We start from the raw sequence: 24,015 nt of genomic DNA, 5'->3' as shown, positions 1-24,015 counted from the left end.
AAGGTTTAGACAAATATACGTTACTTAAAGATTAAAAAACAAACAAATAAATATGTTTTAAATATCATTTATTGATTAAGTTTGTAACTAATAAGTGAAGTTTTATAAGTTATGAACAATCTAGACACTACGAATCCAAACAACTACAAATACGAAACAAAACACTTAGAAATCCATGTTTTAGGCAGTTTAAAGATTAATAAACTGGAGAGTTTAAGAGTGACCTTATCAATCCAAAAAATAAAGTCAACTAATATTTTACGTCACTCCATAGACTTATACAACGATAATCAAGTAGAAAAGTTTGTAAGGCGAATAGCAGAACGTTTGGAGATTGGAACAAGTGTCACAAGAAAAGTACTTCAAGAACTAACTAAAGAGTTAGAGAATTACCGCTTCATATTATTAGACAAACAAGCAGAAGAAGGAAAACCAAACTATAAAACCCTAAATGCTAGTGAAGAGAAAACGGCTATCGATTTTTTAAAAAAGGGAAAGTTGCTAAGTAGAACAAATGAGTACATTGGTAAGAGTGGTGTTATTGGCGAAATCAATAATCGCTTACTGATGTATCTCATTTTTACATCAAGAAAGACAAACAATCCGTTGCACTGTATTAGTTTAGGAAGTTCTGGAGTTGGTAAAACACATTTACAAAGCAAGGTTGCAGAATTAATCCCCGAAGAAGATAAAATAGAAATTACGGTGCTCTCTGCAAATGCATTTTATTACTTCAATAGAACAGAATTACAACACAAATTAATTTTAATCGAAGATTTAGACGGAGCAGAATCGGTGTTATATCCACTTCGAGAATTACAATCTAAAAAGAGAATCACAAAAACGGTCGTACACAAGGATAGTAAAGGAACTACCAAAACCATACACTTAACAGTTGAAGGTCCAGTAAGTGTTGCAGGTTGCACCACGTAGGAATCTATTTACGAAGACAACAGCAACAGGAGCTTCCTGTTATACATCGATGAATCTGAAGAACAGGATAATAGAATTATGCAATACCAAAGGTTAGTAAGTGCAGGTAAATTAAATGAAGAAGAGCAAAGTTCAGCTGCGGAGCTTCTCCGCGATGTACAAAGAGTGTTGAAACCAATAAAAGTGATTAATCCTTTTGCAGAACACTTGACACTTCCGAAATCTGTTTTTAAGCCAAGAAGAACTAACTCTCACTATTTACAATTTATAGAAGCCATTACATTTTATAAACAGTGGCAGCGCCACAAGCAAGTAGACAAGGAAACAGGAGAAGAATATATCGAAACTACAATCGAAGATATAGAAGAAGCAAATGAGTTAATTACAGAAGTATTATTACGAAAATCTGATACCATAACGGGAGCTTGTAGAAACTATTTAGAAAAGTTAAAACGATATTTATTTATAGAGAATCAAACTACTTACACAAGTACAGAAATTAGAAGAAATCTAAGAGTAAAAGAAACTACACTAAGAAGATATCATAAACAACTTTTAGAGGAAGGTTATATCAAAAAAGTAAAAGGAAAGAAAGGACAAATGTATCATTATGAAATTACTGACTTACAAGAATATACAAACCTAAAAGAACAAATAAGTACTGTATTACAAAACTGTGTTAGTCACATCAACCTCGCTACTTCGCCATAGGTTCGCCACTACTTAATAGCGAACTTAAAAATATAATAATCAAATAATTATATCACTTCGTTTAGGAATCTAAAAAAGATAAAAGGCATGAAAAAATTAAAGTTAACAAATCATAGCTATAAGGTAGTATTACAAAGTTTTAAAGAATGGTTATCTATCTTAGGTTACAGCACTAGTACAATCTATCACTCACCAATTTACTTACAAGAATTTTTTTATTGGTTAGAAAGTAAAGGTATTAATGATATAAGAAGCATAAGAAGAGAAGATATTACAAATTATTATAGTTACTTAAAACAAAGACCTAATGAGAGTTATGGAGGAGCATTAAGTAAAGCAAGTTTGAATAGTCATCTTGGAGCATTAAAACAACTTAACGAGTATTTAAAGAAACATCAAAGTAAAGGATTATCAATACACTTACGTTTTGAAAAAACAGAAAAGTTGTGTAGTACAGATATTGTTACGCAATCCGAAATAAAAGAACTTTTTAAAGCAACGGTATATAGCAGTACAATTGAACATATATGTTTACGAGATAAAGCAATGTTAGTTGTGTTGTATAGTTGTGGATTAAGAAGGAATGAAGCAGTACAATTAAACTTGAACGATGTGTTTTTTGATAAAGAACGAATCTTAGTAAGAAAAGGTAAAAATTATAAAGAGCGTTATGTACCATTAAATTTATATAACCTGGATATTTTAGAACAGTACATTTACGAATCTCGTCCACAGTTTTACAACTCAAAAGGTCATGAAGCTTTATTTATCAATCAGCAAGGTGGCAGAATGGGAGGACAAAGTTTTAAACTTCGTTTACGAGCAATATTAAAAGCAACCAATAATAAGGAACTACAGGAAAAGAAAATCACACCGCATAAATTACGTCACAGTATCGCCACTCATTTATTAGAACAAGGCGCAGCCATAGAATCTGTTAGTCAGTTCTTAGGTCATGGTTCTTTAGAATCTACTCAAGTGTACACACATTTATTAAAAGAAATTAGTATATGAATTTTAGAAAGTATTTAGAAGATAATAAGTATAGTAAATCAACAATAACAGTACATTTATTACGTGTAAAAAGATACACAGATTGGCTAGAATGGTATGGTAAACATAGTGTAGAAATACAGTATAATGAGTTGTTACAATATGTAAAATATTTACAAGAAAAGAAGCAATATCAAAGAGCATCAATCAATAATGAGCTACGCGCAGTAAAATTGTATTACGATTATCTTATCGAGGAAAAACACACAATGTACAATCCAGCAGAAAATATAGTTATAAGAGGAAAGTATATTAAAGTTATAAAAGAAACACTAACAGAAGAAGAATTAGAAGATTTATATTATAGTTACAATATAGATCATCATGATACATTTTTTAAAGCTACCAAATTAAGAGATAAAGTAGTATTAGGTTTAATGTTGTTTCAAGGATTAACAGCAATAGAAATTTATAGTTTACAGGAATATCATTTACAATTACAAAAGGGTATTATAGAAATCCCAAGAACAAGAAGAAGTAATCCAAGAACTCATAAACTACAATCTTTACAAATGTTGACAATATTAGAATATATAAACACAACAAGAAATTATTTAGCCAAACGAATACAAACAAGTAATAATGAACAATTAATTTATGGAAGTAGCCATCAAATAAATGCTATCACAGGAAGAATTATAAAAAAGTTAAAAGTATATAATAACAAAGTAATCAGTTACTCACAGATAAGAAGTAGTATTATAATTAATTGGTTACAACATTATAATTTACGAAAAGTACAATACTTAGCAGGACACAGATATATAAGTTCTACAGAAAAATATGTACAAGATAATTTAGAATCTTTACATGAAATCGTAAACAACTTCCATCCGATTAATTAATTTGATAAAATCATGATTATAAACAATAAAAACATTAAATTATCTTTGTATCATAAAACAGTAGCAGCTATGGCAACAATAGATTTAAGGAATACAGTTAGAGAATATATAAATACGGCAGATGTAAGACTTTTAAAAATGATAAAAGCGCTAGCAGAAAGTTATCAAAGTGACGAGCAAGAATTATCCTTAACAAAGGAACAATATCAAATCATAGATAAGCGTAGAGAAGCTCATTTAAAAGGAGAAAGTAAATCTTTTACATGGGAACAAGTAAAACAAAATGCACGAAACGCTGCTCAATAAATGAAATACACTTTAGAGGTTAAAGAAGAAGCTAACATAGAAATTATGGAAGCTTATCTTTATTATACAGAAAAAAGAGCTGGTTTGGGAGAAGAGTTTTTAGAACACCTAGAACTTTACTTTGATAGAATTACTTCCAATCCGAAACACTTTCCTAAAAAGAGAAAACCGTATCGAGAAGCTTTTATAAAACGTTTTCCATTTTTGATTATCTATGAAGTTTCAAAGAAAACAATAATCGTTTACTCTGTATTTAATACTTGGCAAAATCCAGATAAGAAAAAGAGATAATTATGACAGAATGTGAATTTATAAAAAGAAAACTAGCACTTATACAGTTAATATTAGATTGTGATGATGAGAGTATTTTGCTAGAATGTGAAAGAATTTTAAAAGAAGAAGGTTTATAATAACCAAGTGTTCTTCGCTTTGCTCAGGGTTTAATGTTTTTTCCTTCCGTTTACACTCTAGTAAAAACGGTTATAAGGTGTTCTCTTCACGCCAACTATGTTTTGGTTTTTAAAGTTTTAAAAACTCAAAACTCCCCACTTCTGTTCCGTTCACTCGCAACTACTCTTCTTTTTTAGTGTCACTATTTTTAGCCAAAAATATCGCCACAAAAAAATAACCGTTGCTTGCGTTAGGCTCGCCGCTTTTGCCTCACTCTACTACGGTTTTTAAAATGGATTTTTAACGATTGATGTAAGTATTTAAAAAACCTTGTGGCGGTTGTGTCTTCATCCTTCGTCGTCATTCTACACCACCGTCAAGTTCGGCGCTCGCTGTAGCTTCGCCTTGGTTTTGCGTTGCACGCAGCTTGGCTGTAGGCACTATAACTTTTTACAAATCTGAATGAAAAACAAGTCATTTTAAAACCTTGGAATTATCCGCCGCATAACTCCAAGCAAAACACCAAGTTTTTAAAACGTTTTACATCATAACTTAAAAGTGGCTGATGAAGCTGTTGATTTAAGTTATGATTTAAAATGACTTGTTGTATAATCCAAGGTTTTACGAAGTAATGCAAAGACTTACCAAGTGCGCTGGCTGAAGCCGGCTATTTAACATAGTGGCGTTATAGTACAGAAATCAAATGAATGCTAGTATAACTGCACATTATGTTACAATAGCTTGGGAAATATCCAACGTAATTTTTTTTATCTTTGAAACTGGAAAAGACAAATGCTATGGGACGTTCAAAATTTTTTGTTGTAGGTAGATAACCGCTGAAAAAAAGGGTATGCGGAGAAAAAAAACGCGTTAATTACTATCCTTTTGGACTACAACATAAAGGGTACAATAACACGGTAAATTCAATAGGAAACTCTAAGGCTGGGAAATATGGGTTTACAGGAAAAGAACACCAAGATGAACTTGGACTCGATTGGATAGATATTACAGCTCGTAATTATGATGCTGCTATTGGACGTTGGATGAACCTTGACCCTCTTGCTGAAGAAATGCGTAGACATTCACCGTATAATTATGGTTTTGACAATCCAGTTTTTTGGATAGATCCTGATGGTATGTCTCCTTGTCCCCCAGATGTAGAGTGTGACCAGACCGAAAGTAATATTGAAAAAGTAAATAAAACTGTAGAAAAAGTTAAACATGAAGTTTCGACTATCGTTTCTAATGCATTTGATTGGGTTTCTGAACATTTTGTTTTAGAAGGATCAGGTACAATTAATTTAGGAGTTGCGTTAGGAGCAAAATCAAAAATTGGTGGCCTTGCAAAGGTAAATACTAGCTTAAATGTTGCTTCTTTTAAGTTAGCCTCTTTTAAAGTAGATTTGACAGATGTAACGAATTTAGATGCACACGATGCTTATTTAATTGGTGATGAAGGTACTGCTGATATAAGTCATGGTGCTTCGCTAACTGTTGGTACTACTGAAAAGCCTTTAATAGGTGGAGATTATAATGTATCTTATACAACTGATGGTGATGGTAATACTACAAATTATGATGAGTCTGGAAATTTATATTTTATTAATCCATTAATCGAAACAGAATCAATTGAGAATGCTGAAGGGCCAGTTAGTGCTCCAAAAAAAGGACCCTCTTCTTCCATAAAAGGAGGTAAAAAAGGCAAGTTTTATGGTTTAGATTTAGGGGTTGGAGCTCAAGTGTTTTTGGGAGTTAGTATAAATTTAAAAATAGGTTTTAATCTTTAATAAAAATGAAAAAAGTTTTAAGTATTGTCCTATTATTTAGTATTAGTATTTTGGATGCACAAAATAAAAAGCAAGTTGTTTCTCATTATTCAAATATTAAGGAAGAATTTTACGATGATGGAAAAATAAAGAAAAAAGTACAATTAAAAAACGGTAAAGAACATGGATTATATTTTGAATATTATAGAAATCAAATACCGTCAAAAACAGGTGTAAAAATAAATAATAAAAAAAATGGTTTATGGAAAGAGTTTGATAAAAGAGGTAAAATCATTTCGGCCTACCATTTTTTTAAAGGTAAATTGATTTATAATTTAGATGTAGAAGATTTTGATTATCTCAGGTATTTTATAGATAACAAAGATTTAGAAATTAGTATTCCAAGAAAATGGGAAGTTATAGAAAATTTTAAATCTAAAAAGGTTTTATTATCTATTAGAAAAAAGTGTATTAAACAACTAGCTTTTTGCCCGAGTGTTACAATTACTAAAGATTCACCTTATTCAGATCAGAAAAAGATATTACATTATTTACAAGAAAATACTAATGCTCTAAAACTAAAATTTCAAAACTATAAGTTAATTAAAGAAAGAAGTTATCATGTTGGAGATAACTTATATCATGAAATAATTTATATTGGATCGATTAAAGGAGTTAATTTGGGAGGAGTTACAACTTGGATATTCAATAAGAAAAAAACGTATATAATTACAGGTTTAGCATTAAATGAAAAAAACAATTCCTTTTTAAAAAGCGAAGGATTACTTCGAGATTTAACAAATGAAATAAAAGTAAACTAATCAAATAGGTTTCCATTTTTTATTAAATGGTTTGTATTCTAAGGCTATATTACCTAAATTAATACTACCAACTTCATCGTGCTCTTGATGGGTTAATTCAAGAGCAACGATGAATGTTATTAATAAGGTCTCCTCAGTATCGCTATTACAGACTAACTGTGTTTTTTCAGAATTATTGAAAGTAGTTTTATGTGTTTTGTAATACGCTATTTGTATATTATTCTTAAATATTGAAACATAATATCCTTTATGTTTTATGATTTTATATATATCATTTTTATAAAAAGCTTCGTAATAATTTTTTAACAAACTCCCTTTAAGTTTTAATGTTAAATTATAATTATTAAGTGTTATTTTATATTTAACTCCATTTAGCCCTATTTTTGGTATTACTTCTGCTATTTTTTGCTTTTTATCACTAAATAATTCTTTTTTTGTTTTGAACCAACTTATAGAATAGATAGCATAATAAAGTTTTTTTTCATTTTTTAAAAAAACGTATTCATTGCCATTTCTTTTAATATCAATTTTCATTTGAAATTAATTTAATAATTTTTTTCCTTTAAGTAGCCATAAAATAGGTCCAACAAATGCAATCATGACTATTAAAACCCAAGTAGTTTTTGAGCCTTTAAAAGGCTTTGTTAGTATTTGGTAAATGGCTTTTATAGTTATAAAAATTGAAGTAAAAGAGATTAAAAATAATAATAGAGCTAGCATGATAAGATTATTTTAAGTCTTTTATAAAATAGACTGAATTTTAGGTTTTGAGTTTTCCGTTTAAAATTGAGCTGAAAGGTTTATTAAAGAAAAAACTAATAATAACCTTAAAGAAAATTTAGTTACATTTTTAATTTACACAAATATAAAGTTTAATTTATAAAAAAGAACTCCTAGATAACGGAGTTCTTTACAAGTTAAGTAACATTATTTCTGATTCAAAGAAATAATATCCTCTCTTGAATTTTTAGGGTCTTTTCCTTTGATTCTAATTAGTTTTTGAGAGTTAAACAGTGAACGACATTTGATATTAAACTCAGTGTAGTTTACCATTTCATCTTTATTCTGAACCTTTTTACTGTAAGCATTATATAGCGTTTCATTGGTAAGTTTGTGTTCTTTGGTATTCATAATAATTTCAAGCGCTATTGTAGCTACTTGATTTAATACAGAACTGTTTTCAGAAAAATCAAACCCTAATGCTTCAATTTTCTTTTTCTGCTCAGGATTTGCATACTTTATCATTACGGTTATGTCTCTTCGATAATCTTTTAGTCTATCAACTACAATACGTTTAGCTTCTTTAGCTTGTTCGATTTTACCTTCAGTTTCTTTAAGTAATACTTGATCAGTTTTGATATTCTCAATAAGGATATCAACAATAGAATTATTCATAATATTAAATTTTAAGTGAGTAAATTGTTTTAAATAGGATAGTTCGCAACTAGAATTTCTGTTTTACGACTTCGTTTTTTTCCTGCAACTGCTTTTTGAGCAGAGAGTGGTTTGTTAAATGATTTGGTGTATAAATTGTATTTCTTGATATAGCGATCTAAAATGCTTGAAGGATATGATGAGAGTAAGAATTTTCCTTTAAGCGTAACAAGTGTATCTAAGAGCTTAGTAAAGTCTTTTAGCGTATATCCACTATAATGTCCTTGATTAATTTCTGTATCTCCTACATAAGGCGGGTCAACATAATGAAAGGATTCTTTAGTGTCTCTACTCAAGATTACTTTTATAGCATCATTATTTTCAATTTGTGTGTTCTCTAGTCGCTCAGCTATTTCAGGAGTAAAAGCGATTTTCTTATTTCGAAACGCTTTGACTCGTTTTCCATACTTATCGAAGCCCCAACTATTACATTGACATGCGAAGCCCATATTGGTTGCTATATAAAATGCCCAAGCTTGTTGTAATTTATTAAACAAATGTGGTTTTCTATAAATGGTAAGAGCAACAGAATACGTAGCTCTTGAAAATAGTGTTGCTTCAATTTTAGCTTTTAAGTTTTCAAAGTCTGTTTTTACTACTTCATAGAATGTAATAGCAAGGCAATTGATATCATTAATGATTTCTGATTCTACTGGTTCTTTAGCAAAGAAAACAGCACCACCACCAAAAAAGGCTTCTGTGTAAATTCTGTGTGATGGAATAAGCGGTAAGATATGCTGTAACATATTAAGCTTTCCACCGTAATAGGTGATGGATGTTTTCGGCATAGATGATATAAGGCTAGTTAAGATTTATAACAATCCTTCTTCTTTGAAAGAGTAAAAGGATTCAGAGGTAATAATTAGATGATCTAAAAGTGTAACAGATAATAGAAGTCCAATTTCTTTAATTTTCTCAGTGATGATTTTGTCAGCAGCTGAAGGAACAAGCTTTCCTGAAGGATGTGAGTGACAAATAATAATAGCTGATGCATTAGCTACTAGAGCTAATTGGAAAATTTCTTTGATATTTACTCGTATTCCTTTATCAGTTCCAGAACCAATTTCAGCAAAACCAAGTGCTTGATTTGCATTAGAAAGTAATATCACCCAAAAGAATTCTTTTAGATCAATTCTTCGAGTATTAATGTGTCTTCTAATATAATTCTCAGCTTCCACAGCACTAGTTATATGAACTAATTTTTCAATTGGTGGACGTAAGTAATGTAATTTTCAATAAACAAATACCAAATACTTATTTATTGTTTTCTCAAGACAACAGTTACTACTTGGTAGTCGAGAAAAAAGAATCGGGTTATGAAGAACATTTTCTTCGTGTTGATGAAAGAAATAATGTAAAGCGTTTAAAATCTAGATTTATCGATGTAAACACTACGTTAGATAGAGCTTTTAACAAAGAGGTGTATCATAAGGATTATACTAACCTTGATTCTGAACTTTTTATTTCGAGCACATCTTTTTCTGGTGGAGATTCAGTGTATTTCTATCATAAAAATGAAGATGGAAATATTTATGGTGAGGCAAATTTATCAACTGTAATTCATCCAAATCCAATTGATGTTTCTGTCTTTGGGTATTTATTAAACGAGCTTCAAGAGTATATTTAGTTTGTAAATATTTCTTTTAAAAATTGAGAGAAACAATCGAAATCTAATCGTATTTTTACTTCTGTGAAGTACGCAATTGTAGATATCGAAACAGACGGTGGAGTTAAAATTACTGAAATCAGTATTTTTATTTTTGATGGAGAACAGGTGGTAGACGAGTTTACAACACTAATAAATCCAGGAACTTCTATTCCACCATACATTACCAGATTAACCGGAATTAATAATTTCATGGTTAAAGATGCTCCGAAATTTGAAGAAGTAGCGAAACGAATTTACCAAATTACTGAAGATTGTGTTTTTGTAGCTCATAATGTTAATTTTGACTACGGAATCATAGGAAAAGAATTCAAATCGTTAGGGTTAACTTACAGAAGAAAGAAACTTTGTTCTGTTCGATTATCAAGAAAATTACTTCCAGGGAAAAGATCATATAGTTTAGGTAAACTATGTATTTCCGAAGGAATTGAAATAAAAGCAAGACACCGTGCTAGAGGAGACGCAGAAGCAACGGTTATATTGTTCAAAAAACTACTTTCTATAGATGAATTGAATGATTTTGAAGTTATCAACTCGTTTTTGAATCCACGTTCTCGTGAAGCAACCTTACCACCATTATTACCCAAAAATGTTTTCGAAAGTTTATCAGAAAAACATGGTGTTTATTATTTCTGGAATAAAGACAAAGAGGTAATTTATGTTGGAAAAGCTAACAATATTAAACAACGTGTTGTAAGTCATTTTCACGATAAAAAGAAACGTGAAATAGAAATGTGTTTAGCAACCGCTAATATTACATTTACAGAGACTGGGAGTGAGTTAATTGCATTATTAGAAGAATCTGCTGAAATCAAACGTTTATTTCCTAAATTCAATAGAGCACAAAGAAGAACTACAACGAACTTTGGTTTGTTTAGTTATAAAGATAGAAAAGGAGTGATGCATTTGGCTTGGAACAACGTAAAAATGATTAGTCAGCCAATTATGAGGTTTTACACAGTTTCTCAAGCTCGAAGTTTTGTTGAGAATTTGTGTAAAGAGTTTCAATTATGTCCGAAATATTGTCATTTACAAACGAACGTAAATAGCTGTTTTCATTACCAAATAAAAGAATGTAAAGGAGTTTGTAGAGAAGAAGAAGCAATAGAAGAGTATAACAAAAGAGTGATGCAGGCTATTGATTCTATTACTTTTAAAACTGATAATTTTGTGATTACGGAGCAAGGGAAAACCTCAGATGAATTAAGTTACGCCTTGGTAATAAATGGTGTGTATGAAGGTTATGGATACATTGACAAGAATCAACAAAATAATAGTACTTCTGAAGTGTATTTTGAAAGATTAAAACCTCAAAAAGACAATCAGGATATTAGGAGAATTATAAATGCTCACGTAAAAAAGAATCCAGCGTCAATTCTACCAATAGAACACAAAGCTTTAGGTAGCCTTTTCTAGGGTAAAAGAAAATTCAGAACCTTCACCGAAATTACTTTTAAGCAAAATAGTTTCGTTATGTGCTTCAATAATGTGTTTAACAATTGATAAGCCTAAACCAGAACCACCTTGTTCTCTTGATCTACTTTGATCTACACGATAGAAACGTTCGAACAAACGAGGAATATGTTCTTGTTTTATTCCTTCTCCATTATCAATAATTTTAATAACGAACTTAGTTTCATTATAAACCTCAACAGAAGCCGTGGTAATTCCACCTGGCTTTCCATATTTAATAGAATTTACAACCAGATTAATAAGTACTTGTTCAATACGTTCTACGTCACCTTTTACGAAAATTGGAAACTCGTAAAGTCTATCAAAAATTAATTTAATGTTCTTCTTTTTAGCCTTCATTTCAAACAAATCAAAAACCGTTTGAATAAGCTCCAAAATATTAAAAGGTTCAATTTTCATTTTCATTCCGTCGGTTTCAAGTTTGGCAATCATATCCAAGTCTTTCACGATTGAAGTCAAACGTTCAACACCTTTATTGGCGCGTTCTAAATATTTATCACGAATTACTTTATCATCTGCTGCTCCTTCAATTAAAGTTAAAATATAACCTTGCACGGTAAAAAGTGGAGTTTTAAGTTCGTGAGCAACATTACCTAAAAAGTCTCTACGAAAAGAATCTCTTTCGGTGAGGTTTGCAATTTCTTCCTTTTTATCTTCTACATAATCTTGTACCGTTTTTGTGAAAGCTTCAATATCTGTAGTTACTTTATCGCGTTCTAAGTCTTCAACATCTAAAATTGAAATATCTTTGTATAGTTTTTTAACTCTCTGGTAAATAAAGTGTTCTGCTCTGTATTGGATAACAAAAAACGAAAAAACGAAAAGGATAATTCCGAATATCATAATAGAAATTAACCCTAGAGATTTGTAGAAATAGAGGTATGAAAAAACGGCAATTAAAACAGAAATTATAGTAAGATATAATGCAGATATAAGGGCGTAATTGTATGTTTTTTTTAGTCTTTTCATAAAAATAAAGAAATGCCCGATTAGGGGCATTTTTGTATGTTTTTTCTAGTTTAAATAAATTTATTTATCAGTTTCCAGAACGAATTTGTACCCCACCCCTTTAACTGTTTTAAAGTAATGATCACCTATTTTTTCTCTTAGTTTTCTGATGTGAACATCAATAGTTCTACCACCAACAACTACTTCATTCCCCCAAACACTATCTAAAATTGTTTCTCGTTTAAATACTTTACCAGGTTTAGAAGTTAATAAAGAGAATAGTTCAAATTCTTTTCTTGGTAATGTGATTTTTTCTTCTCCTTTAAACACTACATATTCGTCTCTATTAATAAGAATGTCTCCAATTTTTGTGGTAGCTTCTGAAACCGTATCTGTTTTTAATCGACGTAAAAGTGATTTCACTTTACTAACTAAAACTTTTGGTTTTATCGGTTTTGTAATATAATCATCTGCACCAGCATCAAAACCAGCTACTTGAGAATAATCTTCACCTCTTGCAGTTAAGAAAGAAATGATTACGTTTTCTAAAGGTTTAATGTTTCTTATTTTTTCACAAGCTTCAATGCCGTCCATTTCTGGCATCATAATATCTAACAAGATTAAATGTGGAGAAATTTTGCGAGCAATTTTTACACCTTCTGCTCCGTTAGTTGCGGTAAAAACCTGATAACCTTCTGATCTTAGATTGTATCCAACAATTTCTAAAATATCTGGTTCATCATCAACTAATAAAATCTTGATATCGTTAGTATTCATAGGTTTAAATTTGATTTAAAATCAAACCAAAAGTAACGATTTAATAACAAAAACAGTTAAAGGCAGTTTAACTTAATGTTGATTTAATATTAATAAATATTTTTCGAATCAATTTTAAAAAGAGAGACTTAACGTTAAATTAATCCACAAAAAGTTAGGTAAAGGTTAATAATTTCCTAATTTTGAGAACTTTTTTTAAATTAAATGAAAACATGAGAAAAAATTACTTTTTAAGCTTTTTACTTGTATTAGTTAGCCACCTTTCTTTTGGGCAGATAGTAATCAATGAAATTGACGCAGATCAAACAGGAACAGATGTTTCTGAATTTATAGAACTAAAGTGGACTCCAAACACATCTTTAGATGGTTATGTAGTTGTCCTTTTTAATGGTAGTGATGATCGTAGTTATAGTTCCTATGATTTAGATGGTAAAACAACGGATGCAAATGGTTTTTTTATACTTGCAACTACAAATTTAGCAACAGGAAGTGATATTGATATGGGAGCTAGTAATGCTGTTCAAAATGGTGCAGATGCTGTAGCAGTTTACCAAGCGAATGATACTGATTTCCCAAATGATACAGACATAACATTGACTAACCTTGTTGACGTTATAGTATATGGTACATCTGACAGTAATGATAATGGATTATTAACAGGGTTCAATAAAACCGTTCAGTATGATGAGAATCTAAATGGAAGTAAAGATACCGAATCTATCCAGAGACATTCGGACGGTACATATCAAGTACTGGCTCCAACTTTTAGAGCAGAAAATAATACATCAAGCGAAGCCTCGTTAAGTATAACTTCACCTTCAGATAATTCAAGCTTAGCTCCGGGAACTACAGAAGTAAATATTTCTATTTCAGTAGGAAACTTTAATGTTGCTCCAGGAGGTACTGGAGATGGATACATTAAGTATATAGTAAACTCAGGTTCTGCTGTTGACAAGTTTGATACTGCTGATATTGCTTTAACTTCATTAACTCCTGGGAGCTATGCTGTAACTGTTGAGTTAGTTGATAATTCAGGAGCATCTTTAAGTCCAGCAATTACTGCAACAGTGAACTTTACAATTGCTTCTTTTACACAAGTTGCAAACTTAGCTGCTTTAAGAGCAGGTACAGAAGGAGACTATTATGAATTGACTGGTGAAGTAATTTTAACTTATGCAAGAAGTTCTAGAAATCAAAAATATATTCAAGATGCTTCAGCAGGTATTTTAATTGATGATACTGTAGGAACAATCACAACTGCTTATAACACATACGACGGAATTTCTGGATTAAAGGGTAGATTAGGATCATTTGGAGGAGTATTACAGTTTGTACCTAGTTCAGATCCAGGTGCAGCTTCTTCGACAGGAAATACTATTACACCAGAGGTAGTTTCATTAGCTGATTTTGAGGCGAATGCTGTAAATTATGAATCAGAGTTAATTACAGTTCAAAATGTATCTTTTACAGATGCTGGTGGTACTTTTGCATCTAGTACTAGTTATGAGATTATGAGTGGAGGTACAACATCTACTTTTAGAACAAACTTTTCTGAAGCGGATTACATTGGAACAACAATTCCATCTGGAACGGTTGATATTACTGCTTTAGGAGCAAGTTTCACTAATTCAAGTGGTACAACAAACCAAATCGTAGCAATTGATTTATCAGGAATTGTTCTTGGATTAAATAAGAGTAATATTGAAGGTTTTGCGGTTTATCCAAACCCGGTTGAGTCTAAAACTTTCAAACTTTCATCGGCTTCATTCACAACTAAAACAGTTCAAATATTTAATGTTTTAGGAAAAGAAGTTTATAGTACGAAAGTAAATGGAACTAATAACGATATTGATGTAGCTTCATTAAATGCTGGTATCTATATTTTAAAGGTTTTAGAAAACGGAAGAATGGCTTCAAAAAAGTTAATTATAAAGTAATTTTATATTATATAAATTCAAAAGAGCCTTTATTGAAATAAAGGCTCTTTTTTTATTTTTACAACAAACTAAAGTAAATATGAAATTCGCTTCTACCCTATTTTATTTTTTTATTGCTTCGGTAAGTTGTGTATCGCAGTCAAACTTTTCGCAGTTTAAAAAACTGTCTTCTCCTAAGAAATGGTGGGTTGTTTTACACCCATTTAAAGCCCAAAAGGCTTACTTAATTTCTGTAGAGGTAAATGGTATTAGTGATAGTATTAAAAATTGTAAGCTTCTCGATGGAGATCATGTGGGTGGTCAAGTAGACGCTTTTCGTCATGCTTATTGGATGGCAAGATTGACTGAGGAAATAGGAGCTTCCTCGTCAAGATCATTAGGTAAAGCTCATGAAAAAGAGAATTATTTGATGTATAAAAATAGAAAGTTAGAAGATGGTATTGTTCCAGATAAGATTTCTTCAGAAATGGATTTGTTCAATAATGAAGTAGGCATTTCACTTACACGAAAAGGAAATAAAACTCCCAAGAACGGTTTAATTTATCGCATAATTAATGCAATTCTTGATGGAAAAATGAAAGTGATTAAAAAGAATATAAGTGGACAATTCTTAACCTGTGAAGGAAAAGTAATCAGTTCAAAATCGTTAATTGGAAAATGGAAAAATAATAAGTGTTTGGTGAATTCTAGTTACATAAGAAATTAATGATATTTTACCTTTCTTAAAACCCTAACAACATCTTTATATTTTATATAAGTAGTTTTATCTTCTAAACTTCTAATGTAGCTTTTAGCCTTTTCTAGCTGTTCTTTTGCATCTAAATATCCGTTTAAATAACAAATCAAATAATTATTAGGAAGTCTTGAAACATCTTCATGTTCAGTAACTGATAGTGGAATATTGTTTTCAATATTAGAAATTATAGCATTACTACTTTCGTAAATATGCTTGATGATGTTCTCATCAAAAATAGGAGGTTGAAATAAAAACTTTTTTATAATCTCAAGCTTTCCATTATTTTTAAAATGAATGATTGTTTTTTCAAGAGGATAACGAGCTTCCTTCTTTTCTAAGCCTAACGATATATACTCAACAATAATGAAGGAATGTTCATTTATTTTAATTTGAACTTCATCTAATGCGGAGTAAAACAATTGTACTTGTTCATTAATCAACTCAATATCGACCCTAGAATAAAATTCCCGATTATTAATGATAGTTTTCTTTCCTGCCCAACATAAAACAAACTGCTCTTTAAAAACTTTATATTGAGGTTTGTATTCTTCTTTATGTCTATTTAAAAAATCAAAAACACCATCTAAGGTCAACTGAATATTATTACTAGCGTTTTTCTCTATCGCATTAACAACATTACTATTGGTGTTTTTTACTTCAAAGTTTTCGTTTACAGGAACCGAATTACTTCCTCGTCTGTAGAAAATGGTTTTCTTTGGATATTTCCAGGCAGATTTTGACAAGTGTGAAACTTTCTCATTAGGATAAATGGTCACCAACCCTATAACTTTATATCTAGGTAAACCAGGAAAAGGAATGTTTTCGTATTGAATTTTTGGAGGATGAACCAAATAGGCATTTACTAAATTTTGAATCTTACTGTCATCAAAAAAATCAACTCCCATTATTTTATTGTCTTCATCTCTAATTCCTATTAATATGTAAGAGTTATTGTCAGGATTTGAATTTGATAAAGCACAAACATGTTTTATAAATTTAGCCTTTCCTTCCTTAGTATTTAGAGTTAATCTTTGCTTCTTATCATAAAAACTATTTTCATCATTATGAGAAAGAAGATTTTTAATAAGTAAGCGTTTGTTAACCATTTTAAGCTACTTTATGTCCTCTGCTAGCTTCATAAAGAATAAACCAATCTTGTAAATCTAGTTGAATTTCTTTAGCAGCATTAGCAATTTTTATACGTTCTATATTTGAAGTTCCAACTACTGGAATTACATTGGCAGGATGTTTTAAAATCCAAGCTAATAATAATTGATCTTCTGTGGCATTATATTTTTTTAACATCGGTTGAAGCACTTCTTTTATTCTAGAGGCTTGTTCGTTTTCAAGTGAAAAGAATCCTCCAAGTGGACTCCAACTCATAGCTGTGATATTGTTTCTTAAAACATAGTCTAAAGTAGCGTTATCAATTGCTGTATTTTGAACTAAAGAAAATTCAAACTGATTACAGGTTATTGAAATTTCTTTTTGAATTAATTCCATTTGGCTTGGTAAAAAGTTCGATACACCAAAGTCAATTATTTTCCCTTGTTTTTGTAATTGAGAAATTGCTTCTGAAATCTCATCTGCTTGCATTAATGGACTAGGCCTGTGAAGCAATAAAACATCTAAATAGTCAGTTTGTAAATTTTTTAAAGACTGTTCAACGCTCCAAATAATATATTCTTTAGAGTAATCATAATGTTTAATTCGGTTGGGTCTGTTTTCAGTTATATACTGAATTCCACATTTTGAAATTAATTGAATTTGTTCACGTTTAACGCCACTTTGTATAAGAGCTTTTCCAAAAGCTTCTTCCGTGGTATAACCACCATAAATATCTGCGTGGTCAAAAGTTGTATTGTCTTGTTCTATACATGAGTTAATTAACTCATGCATTTCCTTGGAAGAATAATCTTTTCCCCAAATTCCCCATGACATACAACCAATAATTATATCTGAAAGTTTAGTTTTCACTTTTCTTAAGTAAAGTAGCACTTGCTTGTGCTGTAGGGTAAACAATTAAATCTTCAATATTCACATGATAAGGTCGTGTTACTACGAAATGAATAATATCCGCGATATCTTCCGGTTGTAAAGCTTCATATCCTTGATATACTTTTTTTGCTCTATCAGTATCTCCTTTAAAACGAACATCTGAAAATTCGGTTTCCACCAATCCAGGATGAATGGCACTAACACGAATATTATATTGGTTTAAATCTAAACGCATTCCTTTGTTTAAAGCGTTTACAGCAAACTTTGATGCGCAATATACATTTCCATTAGCATACACCTCTTTTCCTGCAATAGAACCAATATTTACTATAAACCCATTATTTTTTTTAATCATACCAGGAATAATGGCTTTTGAAACGTAAAGTAAACCTTTAACGTTACCATCAATCATGGCGTCCCAATCATCAATATTTCCATCTTGAATCGTTGCTAATCCATGAGCATTTCCTGCATTATTAATAAGAATATCAATATTATTAAAATCTTCAGGTAATTTTTCAATAGCTAAAAAAACTTCTTCTTTAAATCGCACATCAAATTGTAAAGTATGTACTTCTGTGAGCTGAGAAAGTTCATTTTTAATTTCTTGAAGTTTTTTCTCTCTACGACCGCATAACACTAATCGTATTTTATGCTGAGCAAATAAATAAGCGGTAGCTTTCCCTATTCCTGAGGTAGCTCCTGTAATAAAAGCGGTTAAAGACATGTTTAATTTTAGTTTTTTATAAAGGTATAGAAATTGACCTAATTGATAAAAAAAACTATTTGTCGAATCAGGATTTTCAGGAAGATAATTATAAATTGAAATAGGTATCTATAAAAAATAGATGATGTAAAACATAAAAACCTAGAGCAAGTCTAGGTTTTGTTTTTAATATTTTAAAGTGCAGAGACTAAAGCAAAGTTGAATAGTAGTGCACTATTGTAATCATGTTAATTACTATGCAAAAGTACAACTTTTTTTAGATATCTAAAAATAATACTTAGATATCGAGATAATTTATCTTCTCTTTTATGATTTTTTTAAGGTTTTCATTTTTGTTAAACTTATCAAATAGAACTTGTAGTTCTTTTCCTAAATCGTTTTGCCTATTAATAGAAATTTTACCTAGAAAATATAAAATAACTTTAATACTTGCATCTAATGAATTTCTATCTCCTTTATTAAATGTAATATCGGGTATTACTGATAATCCTTTTGGAGCCCTGAAGTCAAACATTATATCACCATGAGCACATAAGTTTCTAATTAACAATGTGTTTGACATCAGATTGATGAATTTTTTAACATCCCTAACTCCATAAACATTTGATATTCTTCCTTTTATTCCTTCATCTTTAATGTTTTGATATATTGTTAGTATAGTACCAAAAGTGAAAAATTCAAGAGTTTTCCATGCTGGTGCATACTTATCATTTATATACTTTCTGTGATGCATTTTAATTGGTTTATTATTACTAATAAACTTAGAATTATAATACTTTTCGGGTTGAGAAACAAAAGAAGCCATCATTATTGCAGGATCAAAAAACCAAGTTGGTGAACCTTTAAATTTATTTGATACATAATAAATAATTTTAGCTCTGAAGTTTATCTCGATCCTATTAATATATCTGGATAATAAATTTCTTAAATCTACATCTAAATAATACAATTTAATAATATCCGAGAATTTAGTTCCTTTTTGAAAATTATGTTTATTATCAATTTCAAACGGATTCCAATAAAATCCTAGACGATAATAACCAATATCCAAAAGAAACTCTTTTACTTTTTCTTCTGAATAATCTAATTCCATTCCTCGACTCTTCAAAAGCTCTATTTGTTCATTAAAATTAGTAGCAATTATACCCATAAGTTTATATTTAGTAGGAACTTCATACTTTCAGATATCTAATTATTAATTTTAGGAAATCACAGCAATAATTTAACACATGCGTTGAAGTCTAGTGTAAAATTAATTAATTGATCTATAATGCGAAACTTTATTTTTAAACAAGAAGAAATAAATTGTCAATAAATCATATACTTTTTATGTAAACCCTATGTTATAAAAAATAGAAAACCGCCCTTTAATGAGGCGGTTTCTTGAGTTGGTTTTTCATAAAAAACCAACCAAAAATCAACTAACCAAACTTTATTTTTAAACTCTTCTATTTATTTTTTTTCTTTCTATTTTAATACGTTTTCTTCCACTGTTCCTTACAGCTGGTTTCTTAATTTTTCCTTCTCCTTTTAAATATTGGATGAAGCCTCTACCTTCGAAAACGTATGTTGTATTACTACTTAAATGAAATAACTCTATTGTTCCATCATTAATAACGCTTAATTCAAATTCTTCAGTATCACCACCTTCATAATAAAGTGTTAAAAACTTCAAGTCATTATAATCAATGATATCATCTATTCGATAACTCCCTATATAGTCCCAGTTGATTAAATCAATATCTGTGCCAAACGAATCATTAGATGAATAAAAAGTGGTAACGTTTTCAGGAGTAAACTGTAAGAAATGCTCACTATCAAAAGGGTTTGGTGTTCCATTTGCAGTGCTTGTTCTTTCCCAAGCTACATACTCTTGTAAAAAGTATTCTATATTATCATAGAATAACATATCGTAATCAAAGTTATTTCTTTGATAACCAACTAATAAATAACTCACATTACTTTGTAAATCATTTAATCTTATTTCATTAGCTGAAATTTGAATAACTTCGAAACTATAGTTGCCATCTAAATTATGACGAGTTTCTATAACACCATCATTATAAGTTCTATAACTTCCTACTAGAATACCTAAACCGTTTCCAGTTTTACCAATATCTACAATATTATTATTGGCATATAAATCACCGTTAAAAAATGATACGGTAAATGCTCTTGATAAATAAGGTACTTCAGAAGTTCCTATTGTTCTATGAAAATCAACATACCATAAATCATATCCTCCTACAACTTCTTCTAAAGAGATAAAATCATCATCTAATGGATCATCATTTACAACAACACATGATGTGATTGAGACGGATAAAAAAAGTGCGAAAAGTAATTTTATTGCTTTCATAAGTATAAGTTTTTATAGTTATGAAAAGTCTATGTCAAAATGCATGCCAAAAAAAACAAAGTCGCTATTAAAGCGACTTTGAAGTATTATTTTATACTGTTTATTGCATAAAAATTGTTTCTCCTTTTTTAACTGGTCTCACTTTATAGTATTTTGTTTTATTTTTTATAATATAACTGATAACGAGTTCATCTTCTTTTAGTTTAAATGGAATGGTGATTTTGCTTGCAGTAAGAGTATTTCCATATTCTTTTTTAGCATCGCCGTTCATTTCAATATCTTTTTTTACTGCACTATGGTAAATATTTGCAGAAACTATTTTTTGATTCCCTGAATCAAAATTACTGGCTTTAACTTTTTTTCCTTGAAAGTAAATACTATCAAATTGAATTTTATTTTCAGAAGTATAAATTATTTTAACTTGAGTGCCTCCAGGAGAACCGGGCATTCCTCCAACTCTCGCATTTGATGTCGCAGAAATAATCTTAAACGGTGTTTTGTTTTCCAATTTATAACTTGCACACTTGGTGAGTATCAAAAGTATTAACGGAATAGAAAGAAGTTTTAATAATTTCATACAAGGTGTTTTTCTAAAGAGTTTCAAGTTTTATACCAAAGTACAAATTTATATGAAACGAATTTTATAGTTTTAGTTTATGAATCAATTAAGTTATTGGGAAATTAAGCAATGGTTTCAACAAGTTGATTTTACCATTGTAGGAAGCGGAATTGTTGGGTTGAATTGCGCTTTAAACTTGAAAAAGAACCATCCAAATGCTAAAGTTTTAGTATTAGAAAAAGGAACATTACCTCAAGGAGCGAGTACTAAAAATGCAGGTTTTGCTTGTTTTGGAAGTTTATCAGAGTTAATAGACGATTTGAATTCTCATTCTGAAGAAGAAGTTATAAGTTTAGTTAAAAGAAGATGGGAAGGTTTACAATTTTTACGTCAGAATTTAGGAGATGATAAAATAGATTTTCAACAGAATAATGGATACGAATTGTTTGATGATAAAGATTTGTATCATGAATGTTTGTTAAGAAAAGATGAGATTAATAAACTTTTGTCATCAATCTTTAAAGAAGATGTTTTTTCGGAATGTAATAATATTTACAACTTTAAAAATATAGAGGAAAATTACATTGTAAATAACTTTGAAGGTCAAATTGATACTGGAAAAATGATGTTTCATTTAGTAAAGAAATGTCAAGAAATTGGTGTCTCAATTTTGAATAACATAACAGTTTTAAATTTCGAAGACGAAGGTAATCATGTTACTATAGAAACAGATGAAGCTACTTTTACAACGAATAAATTATTAATAACTACTAACGGATTTTCAAAACATTTGATAAGTGAAGAGGTTAAACCGGCAAGAGCTCAGGTGTTAATAACTAAGCGCATCGATAATTTACCTATTAAAGGAACTTTTCATTTAGATAAAGGTTATTATTATTTCAGAAATATTGATAATAGAATTCTATTTGGTGGTGGAAGAAATTTAGATTTTAAAGCAGAAGAAACAACCGATTTTTCATTAACTGAAATAGTTCAAAATAAGCTAGAAGAATTATTAAGAACGACAATTTTACCAAATTCAAATTTTGAAATTGAACATAGATGGAGCGGAATTATGGGTGTTGGAAATCAAAAGAAAAGTATTGTAAAACCAATTTCAGATAATGTTTTCTGCGGAGTTCGATTAGGAGGAATGGGAGTTGCAATTGGAAGTTTGGTAGGTAAAGAATTAGCAGAACTTTTATGAAAATAAAAAAACAACTTTTTAACGAATGTAAGTTATATGTTGAAAAACGCGAACGAACAATTCGTGAAATTATGACTTCGAATAAAAAAGCGTTGTTTTCAGAAACTAAAAGCTCTGCAGGAGATAAACATGAAACAGGAAGAGCAATGTTACAGTTAGAAATGGAGAAGGCAAGTCAGCAAATAGCAGTTGTTCAACAAATGAAAGAAGTACTGCATCGAATTAGTACAGAGGATGTTTCAGAGGTAATTCGTTTAGGAAGTTTGGTACACACCAATAAAGCATCCTATTATTTAAGCATTAGTATTGGAGCTGTTGCTGTTGAAAATGAAATGTATTTTGTAATTTCTAGTTCTTCACCTATTGGTAAATTATTGTTAGGAAAGAGAGTGAATGATATTGTGGAATTTAATGGGCAACAAATAAAAATTACACAGGTAAATTAAAAGATATGGCAATCTCTGAATCGATAGTTAGCGGGATTGAATTAGATAAAAATAGTTGTTTTTCATCTGAAATAACTTCAATTAACCAGTAATTTCCCTTGAAATAATTCTTCTTCACTGTTGCTTTCACTTGGGCGTTGTCCGTGACAGAAATTTGATGAGGATAAACTAACTTCGGTTCGCCATTAATATTGATTTCGTTAACATCATCAAAAAGTGCTGCTACATAAATATTTGGAGGAAATTGATAAAGCTCATTCGGCCTTCCTTGTGCAAGAATTGAATGGTCTTTTATAACGATTAGTTGGTCCGAAAATGATAAGGCATCGCTTCCATCGTGAGTAGCAACAATACAGGCAATATTTTTATCTTTTAGGTATTGAAATAATTTTCTTCTTAATGAATTTTTCTTGAAATTGTCTATTTGACTGAAAGGTTCATCCAGTAAAAGTAATTCAGGCTCTTTTGCTAAAGCTCTTGCTATGGCAACTCGTTGTTGTTGTCCACCACTTAATGTTTTTACTTTTAGATTAGCAAATTCTTCCATTTCAATAACTTCTAAAAGCTCTTGAGTCCTTTGTTTTGCTTCCTCAGGAAAAAAACGAGATAAATACTTTGAAATATTTTCTGCTACAGTAGTAAAGGGCATTAAATCGAAGTGTTGAGGAACATATTTGAAGAAATCCATCCCTGGAACTAAATGATATTCTGGACCTAAAATTTGATGATCTTTCCAGAACAATGTGCCTTTATCAACATCGAGTAATCCATAAATTACTTTTAATAAAGTTGATTTACCACAGCCACTTTCTCCCATAATACTTAAATGTTCTCCTGGTTTTAACGAAAGACTTATATTATTAAGTGTAGGTTTATTCTTAGTATAAAAAAAAGAAATGTTGTTTACTTTTAGCATAGATGCA

The 24,015-nt window shown here is 30.1% G+C and carries 27 protein-coding genes; 14 read left to right on the top strand and 13 right to left on the bottom strand.

The annotated features are described in order from the left end of the window. Positions 1–111: 111 nt before the first annotated feature. The 8 genes from BTO06_RS18735 to BTO06_RS16290 all read left to right on the top strand — a co-directional run bounded on the left by BTO06_RS18735 (position 112) and on the right by BTO06_RS16290 (position 6,825). Entirely contained in the window at positions 112–933 is an 822-nt protein-coding gene (locus BTO06_RS18735; RefSeq protein WP_198517100.1) for a hypothetical protein, read from the top strand. Between the two features lie 78 nt (positions 934–1,011). After that, positions 1,012–1,644: a hypothetical protein gene (locus BTO06_RS18730; protein WP_198517099.1), complete on the top strand. Its 633-nt coding sequence runs from the start codon at positions 1,012–1,014 to the stop codon at positions 1,642–1,644. An 87-nt stretch (positions 1,645–1,731) separates the two neighbouring features. Then, positions 1,732–2,658 carry a tyrosine-type recombinase/integrase gene (locus tag BTO06_RS16315; protein WP_100926316.1) on the top strand — a complete coding sequence of 309 codons (927 nt, stop codon included), beginning with the start codon at positions 1,732–1,734 and terminating at the stop codon, positions 2,656–2,658. Further along, complete coding sequence (locus BTO06_RS16310; RefSeq protein ID WP_100926315.1) at positions 2,655–3,542, top strand: tyrosine-type recombinase/integrase; 888 nt, start codon at positions 2,655–2,657, stop codon at positions 3,540–3,542. Before BTO06_RS16315 ends, BTO06_RS16310 begins: the two co-directional genes overlap by 4 nt. Before the next feature lie 12 nt (positions 3,543–3,554). Beyond that, the gene (locus tag BTO06_RS16305) at positions 3,555–3,848 is read left to right on the top strand and encodes an addiction module protein (RefSeq protein ID WP_232731481.1); all 294 of its coding nucleotides are present in this window, start codon (positions 3,555–3,557) and stop codon (positions 3,846–3,848) included. Next, the gene (locus BTO06_RS16300) at positions 3,849–4,139 is read left to right on the top strand and encodes a type II toxin-antitoxin system RelE/ParE family toxin (protein ID WP_100926314.1); all 291 of its coding nucleotides are present in this window, start codon (positions 3,849–3,851) and stop codon (positions 4,137–4,139) included. It begins immediately after the preceding gene. Between the two features lie 935 nt (positions 4,140–5,074). Beyond that, the gene (locus BTO06_RS16295) at positions 5,075–6,025 is read left to right on the top strand and encodes an RHS repeat domain-containing protein (RefSeq protein ID WP_100926313.1); all 951 of its coding nucleotides are present in this window, start codon (positions 5,075–5,077) and stop codon (positions 6,023–6,025) included. 5 nt (positions 6,026–6,030) lie between these two features. After that, the gene (locus BTO06_RS16290; protein ID WP_100926312.1) at positions 6,031–6,825 is read left to right on the top strand and encodes a toxin-antitoxin system YwqK family antitoxin; all 795 of its coding nucleotides are present in this window, start codon (positions 6,031–6,033) and stop codon (positions 6,823–6,825) included. On the opposite strand, the gene BTO06_RS16285 is transcribed toward BTO06_RS16290, so the two are convergent. The 4 genes from BTO06_RS16285 to BTO06_RS16265 all read right to left on the bottom strand — a co-directional run bounded on the left by BTO06_RS16285 (position 6,826) and on the right by BTO06_RS16265 (position 9,437). Continuing rightward, positions 6,826–7,359, bottom strand: coding sequence for a hypothetical protein (locus tag BTO06_RS16285; protein WP_100926311.1), 534 nt, complete (start codon positions 7,357–7,359; stop codon positions 6,826–6,828). A 393-nt stretch (positions 7,360–7,752) separates the two neighbouring features. Beyond that, positions 7,753–8,220, bottom strand: a complete 468-nt coding sequence (locus tag BTO06_RS16275) for a hypothetical protein (protein ID WP_100926309.1) — start codon at positions 8,218–8,220, stop codon at positions 7,753–7,755. 29 nt (positions 8,221–8,249) lie between these two features. After that, entirely contained in the window at positions 8,250–9,047 is a 798-nt protein-coding gene (locus tag BTO06_RS16270) for a DNA adenine methylase (RefSeq protein WP_100926308.1), read from the bottom strand. A 24-nt stretch (positions 9,048–9,071) separates the two neighbouring features. Further along, positions 9,072–9,437 (bottom strand): JAB domain-containing protein, encoded by a 366-nt coding sequence (locus BTO06_RS16265; RefSeq protein ID WP_157811901.1) that lies wholly within the window; start codon positions 9,435–9,437, stop codon positions 9,072–9,074. Between the two features lie 32 nt (positions 9,438–9,469). On the opposite strand from BTO06_RS16265, the gene BTO06_RS16260 reads away from it, so the two are divergent. Both BTO06_RS16260 and BTO06_RS16255 read left to right on the top strand, forming a co-directional pair. Then, a complete protein-coding gene (locus BTO06_RS16260; RefSeq protein ID WP_157811900.1) occupies positions 9,470–9,886 on the top strand; it encodes a hypothetical protein in 417 nt (138 codons plus the stop codon). Positions 9,887–9,949: 63 nt separating this feature from the next. Then, positions 9,950–11,341, top strand: coding sequence for an exonuclease domain-containing protein (locus BTO06_RS16255; RefSeq protein WP_100926305.1), 1,392 nt, complete (start codon positions 9,950–9,952; stop codon positions 11,339–11,341). Here the strand turns inward: BTO06_RS16255 and BTO06_RS16250 are convergent. Both BTO06_RS16250 and BTO06_RS16245 read right to left on the bottom strand, forming a co-directional pair. Then, positions 11,324–12,367 carry a sensor histidine kinase gene (locus BTO06_RS16250; protein WP_100926304.1) on the bottom strand — a complete coding sequence of 348 codons (1,044 nt, stop codon included), beginning with the start codon at positions 12,365–12,367 and terminating at the stop codon, positions 11,324–11,326. The two genes, BTO06_RS16255 and BTO06_RS16250, sit on opposite strands and share 18 nt — an antisense overlap. 60 nt (positions 12,368–12,427) lie before the next feature. After that, on the bottom strand, positions 12,428–13,123 hold the full coding sequence (locus BTO06_RS16245; protein WP_100926303.1) for a response regulator transcription factor: 696 nt from the start codon (positions 13,121–13,123) through the stop codon (positions 12,428–12,430). Between the two features lie 212 nt (positions 13,124–13,335). Between BTO06_RS16245 and BTO06_RS16240 the strand changes: the two genes are divergently transcribed. After that, on the top strand, positions 13,336–15,060 hold the full coding sequence (locus BTO06_RS16240; protein WP_100926302.1) for a T9SS type A sorting domain-containing protein: 1,725 nt from the start codon (positions 13,336–13,338) through the stop codon (positions 15,058–15,060). Between the two features lie 79 nt (positions 15,061–15,139). Then, complete coding sequence (locus tag BTO06_RS16235) at positions 15,140–15,766, top strand: DUF6973 domain-containing protein (RefSeq protein ID WP_100926301.1); 627 nt, start codon at positions 15,140–15,142, stop codon at positions 15,764–15,766. On the opposite strand, the gene BTO06_RS16230 is transcribed toward BTO06_RS16235, so the two are convergent. From BTO06_RS16230 to BTO06_RS16205, 6 genes are all read right to left on the bottom strand, one after another. Further along, positions 15,763–16,902 (bottom strand): ATP-binding protein, encoded by a 1,140-nt coding sequence (locus BTO06_RS16230; RefSeq protein WP_100926300.1) that lies wholly within the window; start codon positions 16,900–16,902, stop codon positions 15,763–15,765. The genes BTO06_RS16235 and BTO06_RS16230 overlap by 4 nt on opposite strands. Position 16,903: 1 nt before the next feature. Next, positions 16,904–17,773 carry an aldo/keto reductase gene (locus BTO06_RS16225; protein WP_232731480.1) on the bottom strand — a complete coding sequence of 290 codons (870 nt, stop codon included), beginning with the start codon at positions 17,771–17,773 and terminating at the stop codon, positions 16,904–16,906. Then, positions 17,763–18,521: an SDR family NAD(P)-dependent oxidoreductase gene (locus BTO06_RS16220; RefSeq protein WP_100926299.1), complete on the bottom strand. Its 759-nt coding sequence runs from the start codon at positions 18,519–18,521 to the stop codon at positions 17,763–17,765. Before BTO06_RS16220 ends, BTO06_RS16225 begins: the two co-directional genes overlap by 11 nt. A 277-nt stretch (positions 18,522–18,798) precedes the next feature. Next, complete coding sequence (locus BTO06_RS16215; protein ID WP_100926298.1) at positions 18,799–19,671, bottom strand: Abi family protein; 873 nt, start codon at positions 19,669–19,671, stop codon at positions 18,799–18,801. A gap of 288 nt (positions 19,672–19,959) precedes the next feature. Beyond that, on the bottom strand, positions 19,960–20,880 hold the full coding sequence (locus tag BTO06_RS16210; protein WP_100926297.1) for a hypothetical protein: 921 nt from the start codon (positions 20,878–20,880) through the stop codon (positions 19,960–19,962). Between the two features lie 100 nt (positions 20,881–20,980). Next, the gene (locus tag BTO06_RS16205; protein WP_157811899.1) at positions 20,981–21,457 is read right to left on the bottom strand and encodes a hypothetical protein; all 477 of its coding nucleotides are present in this window, start codon (positions 21,455–21,457) and stop codon (positions 20,981–20,983) included. A gap of 79 nt (positions 21,458–21,536) precedes the next feature. Between BTO06_RS16205 and BTO06_RS16200 the strand changes: the two genes are divergently transcribed. Then, the gene (locus BTO06_RS16200; RefSeq protein ID WP_100926295.1) at positions 21,537–22,646 is read left to right on the top strand and encodes an NAD(P)/FAD-dependent oxidoreductase; all 1,110 of its coding nucleotides are present in this window, start codon (positions 21,537–21,539) and stop codon (positions 22,644–22,646) included. Beyond that, positions 22,643–23,092, top strand: a complete 450-nt coding sequence (locus BTO06_RS16195) for a GreA/GreB family elongation factor (RefSeq protein ID WP_100926294.1) — start codon at positions 22,643–22,645, stop codon at positions 23,090–23,092. The genes BTO06_RS16200 and BTO06_RS16195 overlap by 4 nt, the downstream gene beginning before the upstream one ends. On the opposite strand, the gene BTO06_RS16190 is transcribed toward BTO06_RS16195, so the two are convergent. After that, positions 23,076–24,008 (bottom strand): ABC transporter ATP-binding protein, encoded by a 933-nt coding sequence (locus BTO06_RS16190; RefSeq protein WP_100926293.1) that lies wholly within the window; start codon positions 24,006–24,008, stop codon positions 23,076–23,078. The two genes, BTO06_RS16195 and BTO06_RS16190, sit on opposite strands and share 17 nt — an antisense overlap. Positions 24,009–24,015: the final 7 nt, after the last annotated feature.

It is taken from the genome of Tenacibaculum sp. SZ-18, from assembly GCF_002813915.1.
Taxonomy (GTDB): domain Bacteria; phylum Bacteroidota; class Bacteroidia; order Flavobacteriales; family Flavobacteriaceae; genus Polaribacter.
The sequence above is the reverse complement of the archived record's forward strand: the minus strand, read 5'-3'. Positions and strand labels throughout refer to the sequence as shown.